16 protein-coding genes and 3 pseudogenes are annotated in these 19,716 nt (G+C 37.3%); 17 read left to right on the top strand and 2 right to left on the bottom strand.

Annotated elements, in window-relative coordinates; all coding sequences use genetic code 11:
- The 12 genes and pseudogenes from ACG9ZL_RS19120 to ACG9ZL_RS19065 form a co-directional block, all read left to right on the top strand.
- Nucleotides 1–1,844: RHS repeat-associated core domain-containing protein (locus ACG9ZL_RS19120; RefSeq protein ID WP_419361277.1), on the top strand; the 1,844-nt coding region annotated here is incomplete at its 5' end.
- Nucleotides 1,845–1,855: 11 nt separating this feature from the next.
- Nucleotides 1,856–2,329 carry a tetratricopeptide repeat protein gene (locus ACG9ZL_RS19115; protein WP_056512575.1) on the top strand — a complete coding sequence of 158 codons (474 nt, stop codon included), beginning with the start codon at nt 1,856–1,858 and terminating at the stop codon, nt 2,327–2,329.
- A gap of 67 nt (nt 2,330–2,396) precedes the next feature.
- Nucleotides 2,397–3,913 (top strand): annotated as a pseudogene (locus ACG9ZL_RS19110) (RHS repeat-associated core domain-containing protein); the annotation flags it as partial.
- Between the two features lie 2 nt (nt 3,914–3,915).
- Entirely contained in the window at nt 3,916–4,350 is a 435-nt protein-coding gene (locus tag ACG9ZL_RS19105; protein ID WP_419361273.1) for a hypothetical protein, read from the top strand.
- 17 nt (nt 4,351–4,367) lie between these two features.
- A pseudogene (locus ACG9ZL_RS21325) lies at nt 4,368–5,254 on the top strand (RHS repeat-associated core domain-containing protein); the annotation flags it as partial.
- 929 nt (nt 5,255–6,183) lie between these two features.
- The gene (locus tag ACG9ZL_RS19095; RefSeq protein WP_419361271.1) at nt 6,184–6,447 is read left to right on the top strand and encodes a hypothetical protein; all 264 of its coding nucleotides are present in this window, start codon (nt 6,184–6,186) and stop codon (nt 6,445–6,447) included.
- 83 nt (nt 6,448–6,530) lie between these two features.
- A complete protein-coding gene (locus ACG9ZL_RS19090; RefSeq protein ID WP_419328251.1) occupies nt 6,531–6,824 on the top strand; it encodes a hypothetical protein in 294 nt (97 codons plus the stop codon).
- Between the two features lie 2 nt (nt 6,825–6,826).
- A complete protein-coding gene (locus ACG9ZL_RS19085) occupies nt 6,827–7,261 on the top strand; it encodes a hypothetical protein (RefSeq protein ID WP_419361268.1) in 435 nt (144 codons plus the stop codon).
- Nucleotides 7,258–7,446: pseudogene (locus ACG9ZL_RS19080) on the top strand (hypothetical protein); the annotation flags it as partial. The gene ACG9ZL_RS19085 and the pseudogene ACG9ZL_RS19080, both read left to right, overlap by 4 nt.
- A gap of 734 nt (nt 7,447–8,180) precedes the next feature.
- Entirely contained in the window at nt 8,181–8,600 is a 420-nt protein-coding gene (locus ACG9ZL_RS19075) for a hypothetical protein (protein WP_419361265.1), read from the top strand.
- Nucleotides 8,601–8,753: 153 nt separating this feature from the next.
- Nucleotides 8,754–9,476, top strand: coding sequence for a tetratricopeptide repeat protein (locus tag ACG9ZL_RS19070; RefSeq protein ID WP_419361262.1), 723 nt, complete (start codon nt 8,754–8,756; stop codon nt 9,474–9,476).
- A 377-nt stretch (nt 9,477–9,853) separates the two neighbouring features.
- A complete protein-coding gene (locus ACG9ZL_RS19065; protein ID WP_303577324.1) occupies nt 9,854–11,038 on the top strand; it encodes a TonB-dependent receptor in 1,185 nt (394 codons plus the stop codon).
- A 111-nt stretch (nt 11,039–11,149) separates the two neighbouring features.
- Here the strand turns inward: ACG9ZL_RS19065 and ACG9ZL_RS19060 are convergent, their stop codons facing one another.
- Both ACG9ZL_RS19060 and ACG9ZL_RS19055 read right to left on the bottom strand, forming a co-directional pair.
- Nucleotides 11,150–11,983, bottom strand: coding sequence for a DMT family transporter (locus ACG9ZL_RS19060; protein ID WP_419328257.1), 834 nt, complete (start codon nt 11,981–11,983; stop codon nt 11,150–11,152).
- Between the two features lie 75 nt (nt 11,984–12,058).
- On the bottom strand, nt 12,059–13,039 hold the full coding sequence (locus tag ACG9ZL_RS19055; protein ID WP_419361258.1) for a LysR family transcriptional regulator: 981 nt from the start codon (nt 13,037–13,039) through the stop codon (nt 12,059–12,061).
- Between the two features lie 100 nt (nt 13,040–13,139).
- Between ACG9ZL_RS19055 and ACG9ZL_RS19050 the strand changes: the two genes are divergently transcribed.
- The 5 genes from ACG9ZL_RS19050 to ACG9ZL_RS19030 all read left to right on the top strand — a co-directional run bounded on the left by ACG9ZL_RS19050 (nt 13,140) and on the right by ACG9ZL_RS19030 (nt 19,663).
- Nucleotides 13,140–14,252, top strand: coding sequence for a tartrate dehydrogenase (locus ACG9ZL_RS19050; RefSeq protein WP_419361256.1), 1,113 nt, complete (start codon nt 13,140–13,142; stop codon nt 14,250–14,252).
- Between the two features lie 42 nt (nt 14,253–14,294).
- Nucleotides 14,295–15,950, top strand: coding sequence for a BCCT family transporter (locus tag ACG9ZL_RS19045; RefSeq protein WP_419361253.1), 1,656 nt, complete (start codon nt 14,295–14,297; stop codon nt 15,948–15,950).
- Nucleotides 15,947–16,900, top strand: a complete 954-nt coding sequence (locus ACG9ZL_RS19040; protein ID WP_419361250.1) for an alpha/beta hydrolase — start codon at nt 15,947–15,949, stop codon at nt 16,898–16,900. The genes ACG9ZL_RS19045 and ACG9ZL_RS19040 overlap by 4 nt, the downstream gene beginning before the upstream one ends.
- Nucleotides 16,901–16,967: 67 nt before the next feature.
- The gene (gene cntA, locus ACG9ZL_RS19035; RefSeq protein ID WP_336954777.1) at nt 16,968–18,083 is read left to right on the top strand and encodes a carnitine monooxygenase subunit alpha; all 1,116 of its coding nucleotides are present in this window, start codon (nt 16,968–16,970) and stop codon (nt 18,081–18,083) included.
- Nucleotides 18,084–18,211: 128 nt separating this feature from the next.
- Nucleotides 18,212–19,663, top strand: a complete 1,452-nt coding sequence (locus ACG9ZL_RS19030; protein WP_419361247.1) for an NAD-dependent succinate-semialdehyde dehydrogenase — start codon at nt 18,212–18,214, stop codon at nt 19,661–19,663.
- Nucleotides 19,664–19,716: the final 53 nt, after the last annotated feature.

Here is a 19,716-nt window from a genome sequence, read left to right as displayed (position 1 = left end):
TCACAGCAGTATTACGTTATGAGTACGATGAATTGGGGAATTTGACTCAAACCATTCGTCCTGATGGACAAGTACAAGCCAATCTAAGTTATGGATCAGGGCATATTTATGGTATTGCTTTTAACAAACAAGATATGGTGGCATTCCAACGTGATGATTTACATCGTGAAACCACGCGACTGCTGGCCAATGGTTTAGTGCAAACCAAGAATTATAATGATGTGGGCTTACTCAGCTCACAAGTCATTCGCCCAGAACAAGAAACAACGAACAGGGTACAATTTCAAGCAGAACGTCATTATCACTATGATAACAACTATTTGCTGACTCAAGTTGATGATAGTCGTTTAGGTAAGTTAAATTACCAATATGATCCAATCGGGCGTTTAATCAAAAGCCAAAACCCATATAAATCTGAAAGCTTTAGTTTTGATCCTGCGGGGAACTTGATTGATCCGATTGCCACACAAGCTGCGCAAGTGAAAAATAACTTGATTAGCCAGTATCAAGGCAAACATTATAAATATGATGCGCAGGGCAATGTGATTGAAACCACTCAAGCAGGTCAGCCCTTAAAGTTAACTTGGGATAACTTAAACCGCCTGATTCAAAGTGACAACAATGGTCAAATCACAGATTATGGTTATGATGTATTTGGTCGCCGATTATTTAAGAATAATCATCAAGACCAGAGTTTAACCTTATTTGGTTGGGATGGTGATCAGATGGTTTGGGAATCAGTGAAATCATCAAAAGTGCAAACTGATTATACCAAACACTATGTCTATGAACCGAATAGCTTTGTACCGTTATTACAGACTGGTTATACAGGCTTTATCAAACTAATTGAAACACCTGACTATCGCCAATTCCAAAACGTACCTTATTCGATTTATAAAGATCCAGTATGGAAAACTGAAACCAGAAAGAACAAAGCTGAATTAGAACGTGTTGCCTTTTACCACTGTGACCAAGTCGGTACTCCACAAACTTTAAGTAATGAGCTAGGGGAATGTGTCTGGGAAATTAAACAGGATACATGGGGCACAGCTTTAGAAATAAATACAAGTGATAATCTGCTTGAGCAAACCAACTTAAGATTTCAGGGACAATATTACGATAAAGAAACAGGGCTACACTATAATCGTTATCGTTATTACGAACCGTATAGTGCAAGGTATGTGAGTAAAGACCCAATTGGGTTATTTGGTGGTTTACATAGCACTAAGTATGTTAGTGATCCTAATAAATGGATAGACCCTTTAGGTTTAGTTGGTTTTTCAGGAAAAGAAGTTACTTGGACATTAGGGCCAGTAATTTATGGTAATTACAACTTAACATCACAATGTATTGATAAATATCAAGTTAATTTGGAAATTGATGCAGTGGCAATGGGCGTTGGGGGAGCTAGTGTCGTGCCAGCAGGTAGAACATCAGGAGGAATAACATTCTTTGATAACAATTCAACAATTTATCCTAATAATTTAAATGGTGCTTGGGGGGGAGCTGCTGTAGAAGGATCCGTAGTAGGTAAGGGGGTATCTTGGGGAGGAAAAGCTTTAGGAGTAGCGACAACAGATATACAAAGTGATAATGGTGATGCAACAACAAATGCAGCTATAGGAACATTTTTAGGTAAAGTTGTAAGAGTCAAAGAAAAATGGAGTTTTTGTGGAGTTTCTGAAAAACCTGCTTGCGGACCTGGTGGTTGTTTTGATAAAAAAAGGGCAATTGCTGCACCTGGATTTAGCCCAGCGCAATTAAATCGGCCAACGGTTAAAGAAGTAGCGCCAGAAGCATTAAAACAGCAACCCCCTATTAATATTAATATTAACGGATTATAGGTTTATTAGTTATGAAAATTTTGGTTATTTTGAGTATTTTATTTATTTGTAGTGCATGTGCTAATAGCGCCTCATATGAAAAAAGTTATGAATTAGAATTAGCTAGATCAGGGAATATTGATGCACAATACAATGTCGCAATGAATTTTTTAAATGGTGATAGTGGATTCCCTAAAGATGCAAATGTAGCTAAGGAATGGTTAGAAAAAGCAGCAAAAAAGGGAGATGCCCCTTCCCAAAATGGTTTAGGTATTATGTATTTGAGAGGAATTGGTGGAGAGAAAAACTTAAATAAATCTGAATATTATTATAGATTAGCCGCTAATCAAGATCATGAGAATGCACAGCTTCAATTAGCTTTAATATTATTAAATAAAGATAAAAATAAGAATTTAAAAGAAGCTATATTTTGGTTAAAAAAAGCTGAGAAACAGGGGAATACAGAAGCTCAAGATAAATTAAAGGAATTAGGTGTAGTTAAGTAAAAACTATATTTTAAAATTATATCGGAATGATAGGCAAACAAAGGTTTTTTTAATTAGGATTTTACGCATAATTGATCCAATTGCTACACAAGCTGCGCAAGTGAAAAATAACTTGATTAGCCAGTATCAAGGCAAACATTATAAATATGATGCACAGGGCAATGTGATTGAAACCACTCAAGCAGATCAGACCTTAAAACTCACTTGGGATAACTTAAATCGTCTGATTCAAAGTGACAACAATGGTCAAATTACAGACTATGGTTATGATGTGTTTGGTCGCCGATTATTTAAGAATAATGCGAATGAAAATAGTCTGACATTATTTGGTTGGGATGGTGATTTAATGATATGGGAGTCATATCAAGCAAACCAAAATCAATCAAAACAGCAAGACTATACCAAACACTATGTTTATGAACCGAATAGCTTTGTACCGTTATTACAGACTGGTTATACAGGCTTTATTCAGCTGATTGAAACACCTGACTATCGTCAATTCCAAAATGTACCTTATTCGATTTATAAAGATCCTGTATGGAAAACAGAAACCAGAAAAAACAAAGCTGAATTAGAACGTGTTGCGTTTTATCACTGCGACCAAGTCGGTACACCACAAACCTTGAGTAATGAGTTAGGGGAGTGTGTTTGGGAAATCAAACAGGATACATGGGGCACAGCTTTAGAAATTAATACAACAAACCAAGACAATCCATTGGAACAAAGTAATATCCGTTTTCAGGGTGCATGAGCAAAGATCGAGCACTGCTCGGTCTGAAGCGCAAGGATAAGGAAACAGGCTTACACTATAACCGTTATCGTTATTACGAACCGTATAGTGCAAGGTATGTGAGTAAAGACCCTATAGATTTATACGCAGGATTGAATCACTACAGTTATGTAATTAATCCAACTTTGTGGGTAGATGCTTTGGGATTGCAAGTAACCTATGGTGGAGAATTTATCGGTTTAAGTCGTCAAGCTTCAGCAAATTTAGAATACGAAGGTTATCGAAATTATGACTGTTGGATGAAGACAGGTGATATTTGTCGGTTGCAAGGTCCTCCGTTATTCGATTATGTTTATTGTTCGGGAGGGGTAGGCCCCTTTGCTTATGCAGAGATTACTAACCTACATAATGGTAAGGTATTTCAAGTAGGTGCATCATCTAGGCCAGATGTAAAAGGTGCTAAAGCGATAGGTAAGAATGCTGTGATGGTGCTTGATGGAAGTAAAAAACTAGGTGCTTCTGATCTTACAAAATTAAAAGGTAAGTTTTCGGCTAGTTGTATGGCAGTCTATATTTTTAATAAACCAGTAGCTAGGGGGGAAGATCAAAGTACAGATAGTTTCCTTTCAGGGCTAGCAGGAAGTGCGAGTGGTGGTATATGGGGAGTACGTGCAGGTTTAGTATTACCTATTGATACAAGTTCTACATCGGTTAGTGAAAAAGTTAAAGCTTATTTTACCTCTAAAACGATGAAAGGTTTTGAAATTGGGGTTGGTACACCAGGAGCTGATTTTAATGTTGGATATGGTGTTGAAGCTCAAGGTCGTTCACTTACAGAGAAAATTAGGGATTAAATATGAAATTTAGCAGTTTAAGTTTTTTAATATGTTCTATGATCGCTTTAATGGGATGCAATAGTAATAAGATTTATGATGAACCATCAGATAAATACCCGTTTGATGAAAAAATGAAAACTGTTTTAGGTGAAAAATTAGAAGTTGTTAATTCATTGAATAGAGCAGAAGTTCAGTTAGCGTATGTCGAGTTACCTGCAAACTCTATAAAAACTAAGAAAATAATAGACTTATTGGAAAAAGATGGCTGGAAACTTAAAGGGCGAGGAATAAGTGTCGATACATATTGTTTAGGTTCAAAAAATAGCATCAATATAGCTAGTCCAATATCATTTAATGCGACAGATTTTAAAGGAAATAAGGTTAGAGTTACAAAAACGGATGTGGACATAATTTCTTATAGCTATAACAAGTGGGGAGAAGAACTTTGTGAATAATTAATAATTAATAATTAATAATTAATGATTATGGTTATGATGTTTTTGGCAGGCGATTATTTAAGAATAATCATCAAGACCACAGCCTAACCTTATTTGGTTGGGATGGTGATTTAATGATATGGGAGTCATATCAAGCAAACCAAACTCAATCAAAACAGCAAAATTATACCAAACACTATGTCTATGAACCGAATAGCTTTGTACCGTTATTACAGACTGGTTATAGAGGTTTTATTCAACTGATAGAAACACCTGACTATCGCCAATTCCAAAACGTACCTTATTCGATTTATAAAGACCCTGTATGAAAAACTGAAACCAGAAAGAACAAAGCTGAATTAGAACGTGTTGCTTTTTACCACTGTGACCAAGTCGGTACACCACAAACTTTAAGTAATGAGTTAGGGGAATGTGTTTGGGAAATTAAACAGGATACATGGGGCACTGCTTTAGAAATTAATACAACAAACCAAGACAATCCATTGCAACAAAGTAATATTCGTTTTCAGGGTGCATGAGCAAAGATCGAGCACTGCTCGGTCTGAAGCGCAAGGATAAGGAAACAGACTTATACTATAACCGTTATCGTTATTATGAACCGTATAGTGCAAGATACATGAGTAAAGATCCTATTGGATTGGAAGGAGGTTTTAATAATTTAGCTTATGTAAGTGATCCGAATCAGTGGGTTGATCCGATTTCAGGGTGCATGAGCAAAGATCGAGCACTGCTCGGTCTGAAGCGCAAGGATAAGGAAACAGGGTTACACTATAACCGCTATCGTTATTATGAACCGTATAGTGCAAGGTATGTGAGTAAAGATCCAATTGGATTAAAAGGTGGTTTAAACAATTCTACTTATGTAAGTGATCCAAATCAATGGATTGATCCGATGGGGTTAAATGAATCACTCGGAAGTGCGATGAAAGAGGCTTTTGTAGATAGAATACCTGGTTCACAAGTACCAAGTAGATTAAAAAATAAACCGGCTGCAGTTCAAATGACAGATCGAGTTTTAACTGGTATGAATGCAAATGTCACTGCTGCTGCTTTAGTTGGAGTTAGTGCTTCTGCATCATATGATGGAAATGGAAAATATAGTGTGAAAGGTGGGAATACATATGGGATAGCGTTGGAAGCAACAACCACTAGAGAAGTATTAAATGCTGGTAATTTAAAAGATGGGAAATATTATGAAGCGTGTGCAAGTGCAGGCGCAGGATTGGCAGTGAGTGTATGTGGAGGTTACTCAATGAATGGTGGTTTTTATGGAAATATTGCCTTGGGTGTTGGGTTAGGAGCATCTTTAAGTGGAGTTAGCGGAGAAAAAAGATCATATGACCCTTTAGCCCCGAAAACAGTAATCGATCATGAGCAATTAAAAAGAAATCAACAAATGCTTCCACGGGCTCCTTTAAATTTTGGGGGATTAAGATAAATGTCAGATGGATTTATTTTATTTTTATTTTTATCGTCACTGCTTCTGTATGTTATTTTATTTTGTATAGTTCGATTTTATTTGTTTAAATATTTTATTAGTAAAAATATTGCAAAAGATTATTTGGGTTTCAACTTGAAAAGTTTTCAACATACTAAATATCTTTATAAAATAGTTTTTAAAAATTTTGATAATCATAATTTTTATGCAAAAAGACTAAAATTTTTATATTTTATACAGATTTGTTTTTTATTAATTTTTGTTTTTTTTATTTTTTTAATGCTGAGTTGATTTATGAGATTATATGTTATTTTGTTTTTTTAACTTGGTCTGATATTTTATATGCTAAATGTATTAAAGTTGATGATTTTAATGAAAAGGAAATAATGATAATGAGTTTATACTCTTTGCAGGGAAATCAAAATAAAATTGATGAAGATATTAAAAAAATGAAAGGTAGTTATTATGTGGATTATTATGATGGATATTCATATTTGATTGGAAAAGATAGATTGAAAAATTATGAGCTTGCTGAGTTTTATTTAAATAAATCCGCTAATTATTGTTTTTCACCAGCCCACTATTCACTAGGTTATTTGTATTATTTACAAGGAAATTTAATAAGTGCTAAAAATGGTTTACTTCGGCGTAGGTAAGAATGCTGTGATGGTGCTTGATGGAAGTAAAAAACTAGGTGCTTCTGATCTTACAAAATTAAAAGGTAAGTTTTCGGCTAGTTGTGGCAGGTTATATTTTTAATAAACCAGTAAAGGATTGTGAAGTAAATAATACAGATGCATTTTTAACTGGTTTAGCAGGAAGTGCAAGTGGTGGTATATGGGGAGTACGTGCAGGTTTAGTATTACCTATTGATACAAGTTCTACATCGGTTAGTGAAAAAGTTAAAGCTTATTTTGCCTCTAAAACGATGAAAGGTTTTGAAATTGGGGTTGGTACTCCAGGTGCTGATTTTAATGTTGGATATGGTGTTGAAGGTCAAGGCCGCTCTCTTACAGAAAAAATTAGGGATTAAATATGAAATTTTGCAGTTTAAGTTTTTTAATATGTTCTATGATCACTTTAATAGGATGCAGTAGTAATAAAATTTATAATGAACCTTCAGATAAATACCATTTTGATGAAAAAATGAAAACTGTTTTAGGTGAAAATTTGGACGTTATTGATTCATTACGAAGAGCAGAAGTACAAGTTTCATATTTTGATCTAAAGGGTTCTAATAATAGTCAGAAAATATTAGAAATAACAAATTTATTAGAAAAAGATGGATGGATGCTTAAAGGAAAAGGAGTAGGCGTTAATACATATTGTTTAGGTTTGAATAATCGTATCAATGTAGTAATTGTTGGGAATGGGGAACTTTATGATTTTAAAGGTGGAAAATTACCAAAAAATAATGTCGATGGTGTTTTGTATTCTTACAATAAATGGGGTGATGATCTTTGTAAATAATTACTGATTATGGTTATGATGTGTTTGGTCGCCGATTATTTTAGAATTACCAATCAGCCTACAGTCTAAACTTGTTTGGTCGGGATGGTGATCTGATTGTATGGGAATCAGTGAAATCATCGAAAGTTCAAACTGATTATACTAAGCTCTATGTTTATGAACCAAATAGCTTTGCACCGCAATAGTTATAAGTGTCGGAACAGGTGGTATTGGATTAATCGTTATAGAGATGCTGCATTGTTGCTGTTTGAATAGGGGGAGGTAAGGTTGGTTAAATTATGGGAAATGGCGTAGATAAAAATATAGAAAGAGTGATTAATTAGAATGTTAGAAAAGTATTTGGAAATAATTTTTGCAGTAGTTGGGTCTCTTTGGATCTCTTGTGCATTGATTTCTAGTTTCAAAAGTTATGTATATGTTAAAAAAAATCTTAGTGCTATATCTAAATTACTTTTCGAAAATCCTAAATATTTTAAAAGTTAGCTTTAACTAATTTTTTTTTGATCGAGACAACAATAGGAATTATTGCGGCAGCTAGATTCAGAGAACTAAAAGTATTAAAAAGAGATACAGTTTTTTCTAAAGGGTTATTACCATTAGCACCTAGCCTCAATGATAAAAACCTTAATCTATTATTACAGAATCATGGAGATTGGTATAAGTCTGTTGTACAAAATATAATTTTTTCGTCTATTTGCTTATCAATATTAACGATATTACTCTTCGTGCCAAAATAATATTGAAAATTAACTTATATCAAAAACCAAGACTTCAACTTTGTCGTAGCCCATTTATAGAGATGATATTGAGCTAGTCGTTATTGGTGCTTACGCTGTTACTGGAGGAATAGCCGGAGATTGGCTAGGTGAAATGGTTGGATCTGGTGCTGATCGAAGTATAGAATGGATGACTAAATAAAATGCTGGAAAATACTTTAAAAATAATACTAACTATCACAACCTTACTTTTGTTTGTTAGCTATCCAATTGCTGTATTTAAAAGCTATAAATATGTTAAAAAAAATCTTCATTCTCTCTCTAATCTATTTTTTGGAGATCCCAAATATTATAAAAAATTAGATTGGGCGAATCACTTACAAATAGAAATGGCTGTAGGAGCTATTGCTGCTTTAAGATTTAGGGAGTTAAAAATACTTAAAAGAAACTCAGTTTTTTCTAAAGGATACTTGCCTTTATCTCCTAATCTCAATGATAAAAACCTTAATTTATTATTCAGAGATCATGGTAAATGGTATAAGTCTGTTACAAGAAATATCACTATTTCATCATTTTGTTTGCTAATTTCAACAATCATTTTTTTTATTTTAAAACAAAATTAAAATATCTCAATTTAAACCCATGACTATACTTTATAAGCTCAAGAAAATTTAAACAGCATGTAGCCTCTAAATTACTTTATAAAGTAACAAATTCTATGAGCCAATCAATGAACCTGAACTTATAATAAAGTTATAAACACTAGGACAACCATAATGCTAAAGAAAACGTTCTTTATATTGTTAAGTAGTACAATTTTTACAGTATATGCAACTCCTGATTTTTTAAGCTATAAAAATTGTAGTCCGCTAAATTTAAGTGATGAAAATTTTAGTCTTTCATTGAAAGATGTCTTTCCTGAATATTCATACATCACTAAAAAATATAACTTTTTGACCTTACCGATTTCAGATCATGATCAACGCTACTGTTTAATTATCAATAATAAAAATAAAGTGATTGTGGATGCTATTCCAACAATGTTAAGCGGTATGTGTGCTGGAAAGTGGGATAAGCAAAAGGATCTACCTATTTGGGAGGCTGATGTAGGTGGGGGAAGAGGCACAGTTGTTTATATGAATTATTCAACAAGCCAAAATTTAAAGAAATTGAAAAAGTCTGAGAAATTAGAAATAGATGAAATAATTAAAAGTATAAATTGTCAATTGCCTGTATATAGCAAAAATGATATTCAAGAGCTCAATGATTCTGCATTTTATTTATATAAATTAGGTTATTATAATGAATCTTTAAGCATTTTAAACCATGTTATAAAGCTAGATCCAAGTAGAGCAGTAGCTTACTTAAATATAGCCGATATTTATGTCGCACAAAAAAATGAACCGATCGCTAGAAAAAACTACGCTCTATATTATGCAGAGATGAAAAAATTAGGTCTTTTAAGCAAAGTGCCAAATAGAATTAAAAAATACCTATAGTTAGGTTTTTTAGAGAAGATTTTTCTCTAATTATTTTATATCCATTAGGAAAATTCGCAAAGACTCCGGCAGGTATTCCATTAAGCTATGATGACATTAATGTCTGGCTGATTTCTGTTTATAAAAGTACATTAAAGTTAGCTGCATGTAATCAAAATTAAAACGATTTTATTGATTTTAAGACGCTTTGATTTGAATCGTTGTCATAAGTTTGGTTTTTCAATAAAACCTAAAAATCACAGATTTTTTACTCCCTTACTATCATTTAATCAATCCGCATTAAACACAGTCTGTAAATTCCGACTTTATAGTTTGCCCATTGTTTGTTGTACATAAACTCTTCATTTTTATATGAGGTTAAACAAGGATGTACAACAATGAAGAAGTTATTTCTATTTATAGGTTCAATGGGACTTTTGGTCAGCATGCCCAGTTTTGCAGCAGATTTAAGTATAGGTGACCCTAAAACAGAATCAGGTGAACTTAAACTTTCTGGCGCAATCCGTACCCGATATATGTACAAAGATTATATCGTTGAGGCAAATGAAGGTTCTAAAAACAAGGATTGGCAGCTTGCAGATATTAAAACAGTATTGAGTTATGAAAATCCAAATTGGATTGCCTCATTAGATCTACGCTGTTACCAATACAGCCGTTTATGTGATGGATTATTTTTAAAAGATGCTTGGGCTGGATATAAAATTTCAGACCAACAACGCTTTACCGTGGGTTTTCAATCAGTTGATTTTGGATTTGGTCGACTGTGGGGTAACAGTTATTATGAAACCTTGTTAAATACGGTTGGTTTAGAAGATATTCAAAATCTAGGTGCGAAGTATCAGTTTAAAAATGATCAATACAATTTTATTTTAGGTTTTTACCCAACAGATGGTGGTAACTATACAGGGACATCCAAAGACGCAAGTCGCTATAGTGGCAACTTTGTTCAAGCCGATGATTTAAGCCAAGGCACAGATATCGATGAAAAAAATATGTGGGTGACTCGCTTATCTAAAAAATTTGAGTTGGACCCAGCGCAAAAGTTTTCAACTGAGATTGGTGGTTCATTCTGGTACTCAGATCTGGAAAATAATCGCACGCAGCAAGACGGTCATCGAAGTACATGGAGTGTATTTAGTACAACCAATTATCAAGCATGGCAATGGCTTTTCCTTGCAGGTGAACAGAACATTAAAAATGCCGATAATCTACTGCCAAATAGCTCAACCATCGGGGCATTTGATTATCCCTACCAAGTGGCCAATAAAGGTAAATTTATGGCCAATGAAATTAATTACACCTTGGCACAGCCTTTTTATCAGTTAGAAAATATTAAACCTTATCTGTCCTATAGCCGTTTCTTTAAAGATCAGAAGAGCTATCAAGATTCAGATCGTTTAATTGCGGGGGTGTATTTTAATTACAAGGCCGTAGGAATTCAGGGTGAATATATTTGGAGTCGTAATGATCCAATGACAGGCGGGAGTGCCAATGGTCTAGCACAAGGCGACAGTAATCAGTGGAATAAATTATTTTACTTATCACTTGGTTATTACTTCTAAAATTAACATTGAAGATCAACCAGTCTATTTAAAAAGGCTGGTTCTTTCGGTTCTGCCTACGCCAGCTACTCTTAGGAATAGTTGGTACTTAGGAATAAACGGCTTTTAGTATTAGGCAACTCTTAGGACCAATGCCCCGATTAAAATAATACATGACGAGATAATACGTATCGTATTAACTTGCTCTTTGAGAATAAAGATCGAAATTAGCGTAGCAAATAAAATTGAGGTTTCACGCAGTGCGGCAACAATCGCAACTGGTGCAAGTGTCATCGCCCACAATGCGAGTCCATAAGAGAAAAATGAGCCAATCCCACCGATTAAACCGAAATGCCAATTATGACGAAAATAATCACCCATCTGGCGATACTGCATTTTCAAGGCAAATATAAAAAAGATCAGACCTGAGAGCACAAAGCTCCATAAGATATAAGAAATGGGTGATCCTGAGAGACGAATCCCATGACCATCCACCAAGGTATAGCCAGCAATCAAGACCGCATTGAGTAAGGCTAAACCAATCCCTTTTCGTCCCGTTTGAGAGCTTGCTAAGATCATGGATAAAATGCCAATCGAAATGGTAATGATCCCAACCCACGCATTGAATTCCAGTGTTTCATGTAGCAAAAATGTCCCCAAAACTGCCACAATAAGCGGAGCAGTACCGCGCATCAGTGGATAGCTTAGTCCCATGTCAGCGACACGATAGATTTTGGCAACCATGCCAAAATAGAGAATTTGTATTCCCGTTGAGGCTAAAATATAAGGCCAGCTAGCGCGATGTGGTAGCGGGAAAAAGGGCAGTAGTAGCGCTGCTAAAACTGCTGCTGATGCAGTCACCAATACAGTGGTTAAAAATTTATTTGAGCCTGCTTTTACAATAGCATTCCAAGTGGCGTGAAATGCCGCTGCGATTAAAATAAGGCCAAATATTGCCGTACTCATATGCTACCTGCTTTTTCATGATCGGGTTAATGTGCATGATGTTGATGGAAAAAGAAAGCAGGCAGCTTATCGTAATTATAGAAATACTTTTTCTGTATTCGGTTGAGTCAGTTCAACCGCTTGAACCTGTTGTCCACGCGATAGGTTCTGAACATGCTGCAATCGATGGAGCAGTTCATTTTGTATAAACAGGATACAAGTCTGTAATTTAGACGAGCTTTTTAGCCGTGAAGGATAGACTGCCCATACATCGGCATCTTGCCAGTACTCAGGCAAAATATGCTGTAACTGACCACTAATCAGCTCATCAGCAACATCCCAAATTGAACGTAAGATAATGCCATGACCTTCAACTGCCAATTGATGAATAATTTCACCATTATTGGATATAAAGCGAGGAGTAACATGTACGGACATATCTTCCGAAGCATGTCGTAATTTCCACAACACCGAGGATTGATCACGCTCACTGATGGTTAAGCAATCATGATTGCGCAAATCATCTAAGCTTTTAGGCATACCATTTTTGACTAAATAGCTTGGTGCAGCACAAAAAATTCGGAAGTTTGAAACCATTTTTTTGGCAATCATATTGGGTGCAATTTCATTACCAATCCGAATATCTAGATCAATACTGTGTTGAATTAAATCTTTCGTATTATCAATCGTATCAAACTGAATTTCTAATTTTGGATACATGGTCATTAGCTTCGATAGGATCGGTGCGACGTGTTTGCGTCCAAAACCAAAGCTACTGACAATATCCAGATGTCCAGTAGGGGTACTCAATGGGTTATTGACTAACTCACTGATTTCATCGAACTCATTCAAAATATGAACAACTCTCTCCAAAATCAGTTTGCCATCTTCAGTCAAACTGACATGACGGGTACTGCGATGAAACAATTTACAGTTTAAATTGTTTTCTAAAATATTGATGCGCTTACTAATAAATGCAGGTGAAACACCCAGTTCTTCCGCAGATGCAACAAAACTTTTGCGTTTCGTTACTGTGCAAAAAACCTTTAAATCCGATAGGTTAGGTAGATTGTTCACGATCCGTGTCCATTGGGGTGATAGTTTTATTATTGATCATTTTTGCTGAAAATAGCATGTTTACTTCTAAGGATATTAACCAAAGGTGTAAGGGAGCGTTATGGCAAAAAAGTATAAAGTTGCGACGATTGCAGGCGATGGAATCGGGTTAGAAGTTCTACCAGAAGGGATTAAGGTTGTAAAGGCTGCTGCAGACAAATATGGCATAGCGCTACAGTTCGATGCATTTGAGTGGGCAAGTTGTGATTATTATCTTGAACACGGCAAAATGATGCCAGACAACTGGTTTGAAATTTTACAGCAATACGATGCAATTTTCTTTGGTGCTGTGGGCTGGCCAGAAAAAGTACCAGATCATATTTCTCTTTGGGGGTCTTTGCTACAGTTCCGTCGTCGTTTTGACCAATATGTGAATTTACGTCCAGTACGTTTAATGCCTGGGGTGAAATGCCCACTTGCAGGTAAAAAACCAGGAGATATTGATTTCTATGTGGTCCGTGAAAATAGCGAAGGTGAATACTCTGCGATTGGTGGTAAGGCTTTTGAAGGTACTGAGCGTGAGTTTGTTTTACAAGAAGCTGTGTTTACCCGTCATGGTGTAGATCGCATTTTGAAATATGCTTTTGAGTTTGCCAATCAACGCGATGCTAAAAAAGTTACCGCTGCAACCAAATCAAATGGTATTGCAGTCAGTATGCCGTACTGGGATGAACGTGTTGATGCGATGGCAAAACAGTATCCGCAAATCAAGGCAGACAAACAGCATGTCGATATTTTGGCCGCTCGTTTTGTATTACAGCCTGAACGTTTTGATGTGGTGGTTGCTTCAAACTTATTTGGTGATATTTTGTCGGATTTGGGACCTGCATGTACAGGAACGATTGGTTTAGCCGCTTCTGCAAACTTAAATCCAGAACGTAATTTCCCATCGTTATTTGAACCTGTACATGGTTCTGCACCCGATATTTATGGTCAAAAAATTGCCAATCCAATTGCTGCAATCTGGTCTGGTGCAATGATGTTGGATTTCTTGGCAGATGGCGACGAACAGGTGGTTCAAGCAGGCCAAGAGATTATGCAGGCGATTGAACATGTATTGTTACATGGCCCGAAAACACCAGATGTGGGTGGAACAGCCAAAACGGGCGAAGTTGGAGATGCGATTGCAGCATTTGTAACACATCAAAAAATGAACTTATTCGCGATGGAGTAATCGCCCTTAGGGAATAAACAATCAGGATCCAAGATGGATTGAATGGATATGGATAATCAAAATACAAAACTTTATACAGATAAGACACTTGCAATAACCAGTCTTGCCGTAGTGTTTATTTCGGTGGCTGGTTTGGCAATTTACTCAACTGAATCTATACAGCTTGCTGCTCAATGGATGAAGTGGACAACATCTGTTTTTACCACACCCGTGCTGTTATTTACATTTTTGTCAATTATTTTTACCTTTGCTTTGGCGTTTAGTAAATATGGAAAAATCAAGTTAGGTGAAGGTAAGCCGCAATACACTACCATGTCATGGATTTTCATGTTCATTTTATCGGGTATTGGTTCTTCGACCTTATATTGGGGCTTCTTAGACTGGGCTTATTATTATCAAACACCGGGTTTAAATTTAACCCCTGAATCAGCGGAAGCATTGAAATATAGCGTTGCTTACTCATTCTTTCATTCGGGATTGAGTGCTTGGTCGATCTATGCGCTAGCTTCAATTTCACTGTGTTATAGCTACCATGTCAGAAAGAATAAAGGCTTGAGTTTGGCTTCAATGATTGAAGCGGTCACTGGCTTTAAGGCAACCGGACCTGTTGGGCGTCTTGTCGATCTGATGTTCTTGTTGTGTATGTTCGGTGCTTTAACGATTTCTTTGGTGCTGACTGCGGTGACCTTTACCAATATTTTGTCGCAGTTGACAGGTATTCCCAATACTTTTATGACCAAAGTGGTGATTATTTTTGCAGTATCGATTTTATTCGCCCTAAGTTCTTATGTGGGAATGGATAAGGGCATGCAACGTCTCAGCCATATGGTGTGTTTAGGTGTGGTGTTGTTTGCGATTTATGTGCTGTGCTTTGGGCCGACCCAATTCATTATGAATAACTCGCTGATGAGCTTTGGCTTAATGGCAACCAATTTTGTCGATATGAGTTTATTTACCGACCCAATGGGCGATGGAAAGTTCACCCGTGAATGGACCGTATTTTATTGGTTATGGTGGATTTCTTATGCACCGGGTGTGGCGTTATTTGTAACGCGTGTTTCAAAGGGACGTACCATCAAAGAAGTGATTCTTGCCATGGTCATCGGCGGTAGCGTTGGTTTATGGTTCATCTTTGGGGTGTTTGAAAACTACAGTGTCTATAACTTTATTCACGGTATGGTCAATGTGCCACAAGTTTTAAGCCAACAAGGCGGTGAAGTTGCGATTAGCCAACTGCTTGGTTTATTGCCTGCTGGCAAACTGATGATGTGGATCTTCCTTGGAATTATGGTGATTTTTCTTGCAGCACATATGGATGCTGTGGGTTATGCGGTGTCAGCAACGTGTACCCGCGGTTTACGTGAGGGGCAAGACCCATCACCAAATGCGCGGTTGTTCTGGTGTGTGATGCTAACCCTTGTTCCGATTGCGATGATTTTCTCTAAAGCGCCTTTGGACACCATGAAAACTGCGACCATTGTGACTGCCTTGCCATTCATTGTGATTATTTTGATACAGACCTATGGCTTGGTGAAATGGTTGATTGAGGATTATTCAAAGGTTCCATCCCATCTGATTGAGCAAATGAGTTTTAGCGAGTTGGAATCTTTAGATCAAACAGATGCAAATAAACATATGCACATTGATGTTGCAATTGAACCCACTGCGGATAAAACCAGTCAAAAGGAATTGTCATGACACAACAACCGAGCATGCGCTATAGATTGAGTGAAGAAATGCAAAGTCTGGTGTACTGGAGCAGCATTTATTCGCCTGCGGATGATGATATCGATTCTATTCGGGCTGCGTATGATGCGATGTGCTTACATTACACCTTACCGCGTGATGGTACGGTTAATATTGAAGATAAAACTGTGCCGCAGCTCAATCATCCAGTGAATGTTCGGTTGTATTCACCACTGGGTGAAGCACCAGCAACAGGTTGGCCATGTATTTTATATCTTCATGGTGGTGGTTGGATGGTGGGGAATCTTGATTCACATGAGTTTATCACTCGCTATTTATGTCGTGATTTAAATGTTGCTGTGTTGAGTGTGGATTATCGCTTAACACCAGAACATCATTTTCCAGCTGCATATGAAGACTGTGAAACAGTATATCACTGGCTCTATCAACATGGTCTGCAATGGAAGATAAACCCAAATAAAATTGTTTTGATGGGGGACAGTGCGGGCGGTAATTTAGCGGCTGCACTTGCAGTGCAATTACAACATACAGGGGCTCAAGCCTGTGGTCTTGCAATGGTTTATCCATGTTTGAGTAGTCGTTTTGATACGGCATCCTGTCAGCAGAAAGCGGATGCACCGTTACTGTCAGTAACAGATATGCATGATTACTTGAAAGCCTATGCGCCAAATGCAAGCGATTGGCAGGACTTACGTTTATCACCACTGTTGGCACAGGATTTTTCCGATATGCCCCGTAGTTTTATTGCCGTCGCTGAGTATGACCCTCTCAGTGATGATGGGCGTATTTTTGCTGACAAGTTAAAACAGGCCAATATTGCAACCGAATTTTATCTCGGTAAAGGATTACTACATGGCAGTTTGCGTTTAGTACGTGACTGTCCTGTGGTGCAAGATTTATATCAGCGCATGCTGAGTTCGTTAAAGCCAATGTTTAATTGATTTGAACATCAGCCAATTTTAATCAAAAGGTCGTTAGGACAAAAAAGAGTTTAATGGAGTAAAAGACATGAATGCAGTTGAAAAATTACCAGAAGATTTCTGTTCAAACCCGGACGTAGCTTGGACCTTTCCAAAAGTCTTCTATACATCTTCTCAGGTTTTTGAGCGTGAAAAAGAAGCAATTTTTGCAAAAAGCTGGATTTGCGTTGCACACGGCAGTGAGGTGGCGCAAGCCAATGACTATATTACTCGTAAGGTGATTGGTGAAAACATTATCGTGATTCGAGGTAAAGATAGTGTATTACGGGCTTTTTATAATGTCTGTCCACATCGTGGTCATGAATTGTTAAGCGGAAGTGGTAAAGCGAAGAACGTAATTACCTGTCCTTATCATGCATGGACATTCAAGCTAGACGGGAGTTTGGCGTTGGCACGTAACTGTGATCATGTTGAATCATTTGATAAACAAAACTCAACGATGGTACCGGTAAAAGTTGAAGAATACGCAGGTTTTATTTTTATTAACATGGATGAAAATGCCACTTGTGTTGAAGATCAATTGCCTGAATTTGCCCAAAAACTTAATGAAACTTGTGCTGTCATCAAAGATTTAAAACTTGCAGCACGCTTTGTGACAGAGACACCTGCAAATTGGAAAGTGATTGTAGATAACTATATGGAGTGTTATCACTGTGGACCTGCACATCCAGGCTTTGCAGATTCTGTTCAAGTGGATAAATATTGGCATACCACACATCAAAACTGGACTTTGCAGTACGGTTATGCACGCTCTTCGGAAAAATCGTTCAAGCTTGATCCATCTGTGAAAGATCCAACCTTTAGTGGCTTTTGGACATGGCCTTGCACTATGTTTAATGTACCACCAGGCGGTAACTTCATGACTGTGATCTATGAATTTCCTGTAGATGCTGAAACGACATTACAACATTATGATATTTACTTTACCAATGAAGAACTGACTCAAGACCAAAAAGATTTGATTGAATGGTATCGTAATGTCTTCCGCCCAGAAGATTTAAATCTGGTTGAAAGTGTGCAACGTGGCTTAAAGTCACGTGGTTATCGCGGTCAAGGGCGAATCATGACGGATAAGCAACGTTCGGGGATTAGTGAACACGGTATTGCTTATTTCCAAAACCTCGTTGCGCAATATCACAAGTAATCATTTAAAGGAGCCTCTCAAAACATCACTGGGGCGAACAGCTCAATCATGTGATTTTTAGAGAAGCTCTCAAGTTAAAGGTACGGCAAATGAAGCCGTACCTTGCTTTCAAACCATAGGATCATGACATGTCAAGTTTGCAAGGTAGTCCGCTATTTCAACAACGCGGATGGGTAGATGGTCAATGGATCAATGCACAATCCAATGCCACTGTACCCGTCACCAACCCAGCAACAGGTGAAGAGATTGGGCGTATTCCCAATATGGGGGCAGCAGAAGCAAGCCTCGCGGTTGATGCTGCATATCAAGCCTTAGCAACGTGGAAAGCCTTAACTGCACAAAAACGCGCAGATTTATTATTGGCTTGGTATCAGTTGGTATTGGCACATGCTGACGAACTGGCTCGTATCATGACCATTGAACAAGGCAAGCCTTTGGCTGAAGCCTTAGGTGAAGTGAAATATGCTGCTTCATTTATTCAATGGTTCGCAGAAGAGGGCAAGCGAGTTTATGGTGATGTGATTCCTACCACCAATAATCAACAGCGTTTTATCATTACCAAGGAACCTGTAGGTGTGGTTGCAGCGATCACGCCTTGGAATTTCCCAATCGCTATGATTACCCGTAAAGCTGCGCCAGCTTTAGCTGCGGGTTGTACGATTGTGATTAAACCTGCCAATGAAACGCCTTATTGCGCCTTGGCCATTGCCAAACTTGCAGAAATGGCAGGGATTCCTGCTGGGGTGATCAATGTTGTAACAGGTCAGTCACAAGAAATCGGTGCGGTATTTACCAGTCATGAAAAAGTCAAAAAACTAACTTTTACTGGTTCAACGCCTGTTGGTCGTTTATTGATGCAGCAATGTTCAGACACGATTAAAAAACTTGCGCTCGAACTCGGTGGAAATGCGCCATTGATTATTTTTGATGATGCAGATTTAGATAAAGCAGTACAAGGTGCAATTTTTGCCAAATTCCGTAATGCAGGGCAAACCTGTGTTTGTGCCAACCGTATTTATGTACATGACAAGGTTTATCAGGCATTTACTGAGAAATTTGTGCAAGAAGTTGAAAAATTTAAGATTGGCAATGGTCTTGAGGAAAATGTACAGATAGGCCCTTTAATCAATGAAAAAGCCGTCCTTAAAGCACAACAGTTGATCGATGATGCACGTAAAAAAGGTGCACAAGTGGCTTGTGGTGGTAAACAGCATGCACTTGGACAGACCTTTTTTGAACCGACTGTGCTTACAGATGTGGATCAAAGCATGGAAATTGTCAAAGAAGAAATCTTTGGGCCAGTTGCACCACTGATTCGATTTAGTGATGAAGCAGATGTGGTTGCTCAGGCCAATGACACCATTTTTGGTTTGGCCGCCTATGTGTATAGCGAAAGCATTTCACGGATCTGGCGTGTCGCAGAACAACTTGAATATGGCATGGTGGGGATGAACTCAACTGCAATTTCAAATGAAGTGGTTCCCTTTGGTGGCGTGAAGCAATCAGGGGTAGGCCGTGAAGGTTCTAAGTATGGCTTAGAAGAATTCATGACCATTAAATATATGTGTTTAGGGCTATAGGATAAAGGCGTGTTGGACATTCATTGATGATCATTCAACACGCTGCCCCCCAA

The organism is Acinetobacter legionensis (assembly GCF_048551735.1).
GTDB lineage: Bacteria > Pseudomonadota > Gammaproteobacteria > Pseudomonadales > Moraxellaceae > Acinetobacter.
This window is presented reverse-complemented; position numbering and strand designations above follow the sequence as displayed.

Coding starts and splice junctions, on each gene's coding strand:
- ACG9ZL_RS19115 (WP_056512575.1), top strand. CDS start 1,856: ATGAAAATTTTGGTTATTTTGAGTATTTTATTTATTTGTAGTGCATGT.
- ACG9ZL_RS19095 (WP_419361271.1), top strand. CDS start 6,184: ATGAGTTTATACTCTTTGCAGGGAAATCAAAATAAAATTGATGAAGAT.
- ACG9ZL_RS19065 (WP_303577324.1), top strand. CDS start 9,854: ATGAAGAAGTTATTTCTATTTATAGGTTCAATGGGACTTTTGGTCAGC.
- ACG9ZL_RS19070 (WP_419361262.1), top strand. CDS start 8,754: ATGCTAAAGAAAACGTTCTTTATATTGTTAAGTAGTACAATTTTTACA.
- ACG9ZL_RS19105 (WP_419361273.1), top strand. CDS start 3,916: ATGAAATTTAGCAGTTTAAGTTTTTTAATATGTTCTATGATCGCTTTA.
- cntA (WP_336954777.1), top strand. CDS start 16,968: ATGAATGCAGTTGAAAAATTACCAGAAGATTTCTGTTCAAACCCGGAC.
- ACG9ZL_RS19060 (WP_419328257.1), bottom strand. CDS start 11,983: ATGAGTACGGCAATATTTGGCCTTATTTTAATCGCAGCGGCATTTCAC.
- ACG9ZL_RS19085 (WP_419361268.1), top strand. CDS start 6,827: ATGAAATTTTGCAGTTTAAGTTTTTTAATATGTTCTATGATCACTTTA.
- ACG9ZL_RS19050 (WP_419361256.1), top strand. CDS start 13,140: ATGGCAAAAAAGTATAAAGTTGCGACGATTGCAGGCGATGGAATCGGG.
- ACG9ZL_RS19045 (WP_419361253.1), top strand. CDS start 14,295: ATGGATATGGATAATCAAAATACAAAACTTTATACAGATAAGACACTT.
- ACG9ZL_RS19040 (WP_419361250.1), top strand. CDS start 15,947: ATGACACAACAACCGAGCATGCGCTATAGATTGAGTGAAGAAATGCAA.
- ACG9ZL_RS19030 (WP_419361247.1), top strand. CDS start 18,212: ATGTCAAGTTTGCAAGGTAGTCCGCTATTTCAACAACGCGGATGGGTA.
- ACG9ZL_RS19075 (WP_419361265.1), top strand. CDS start 8,181: ATGCTGGAAAATACTTTAAAAATAATACTAACTATCACAACCTTACTT.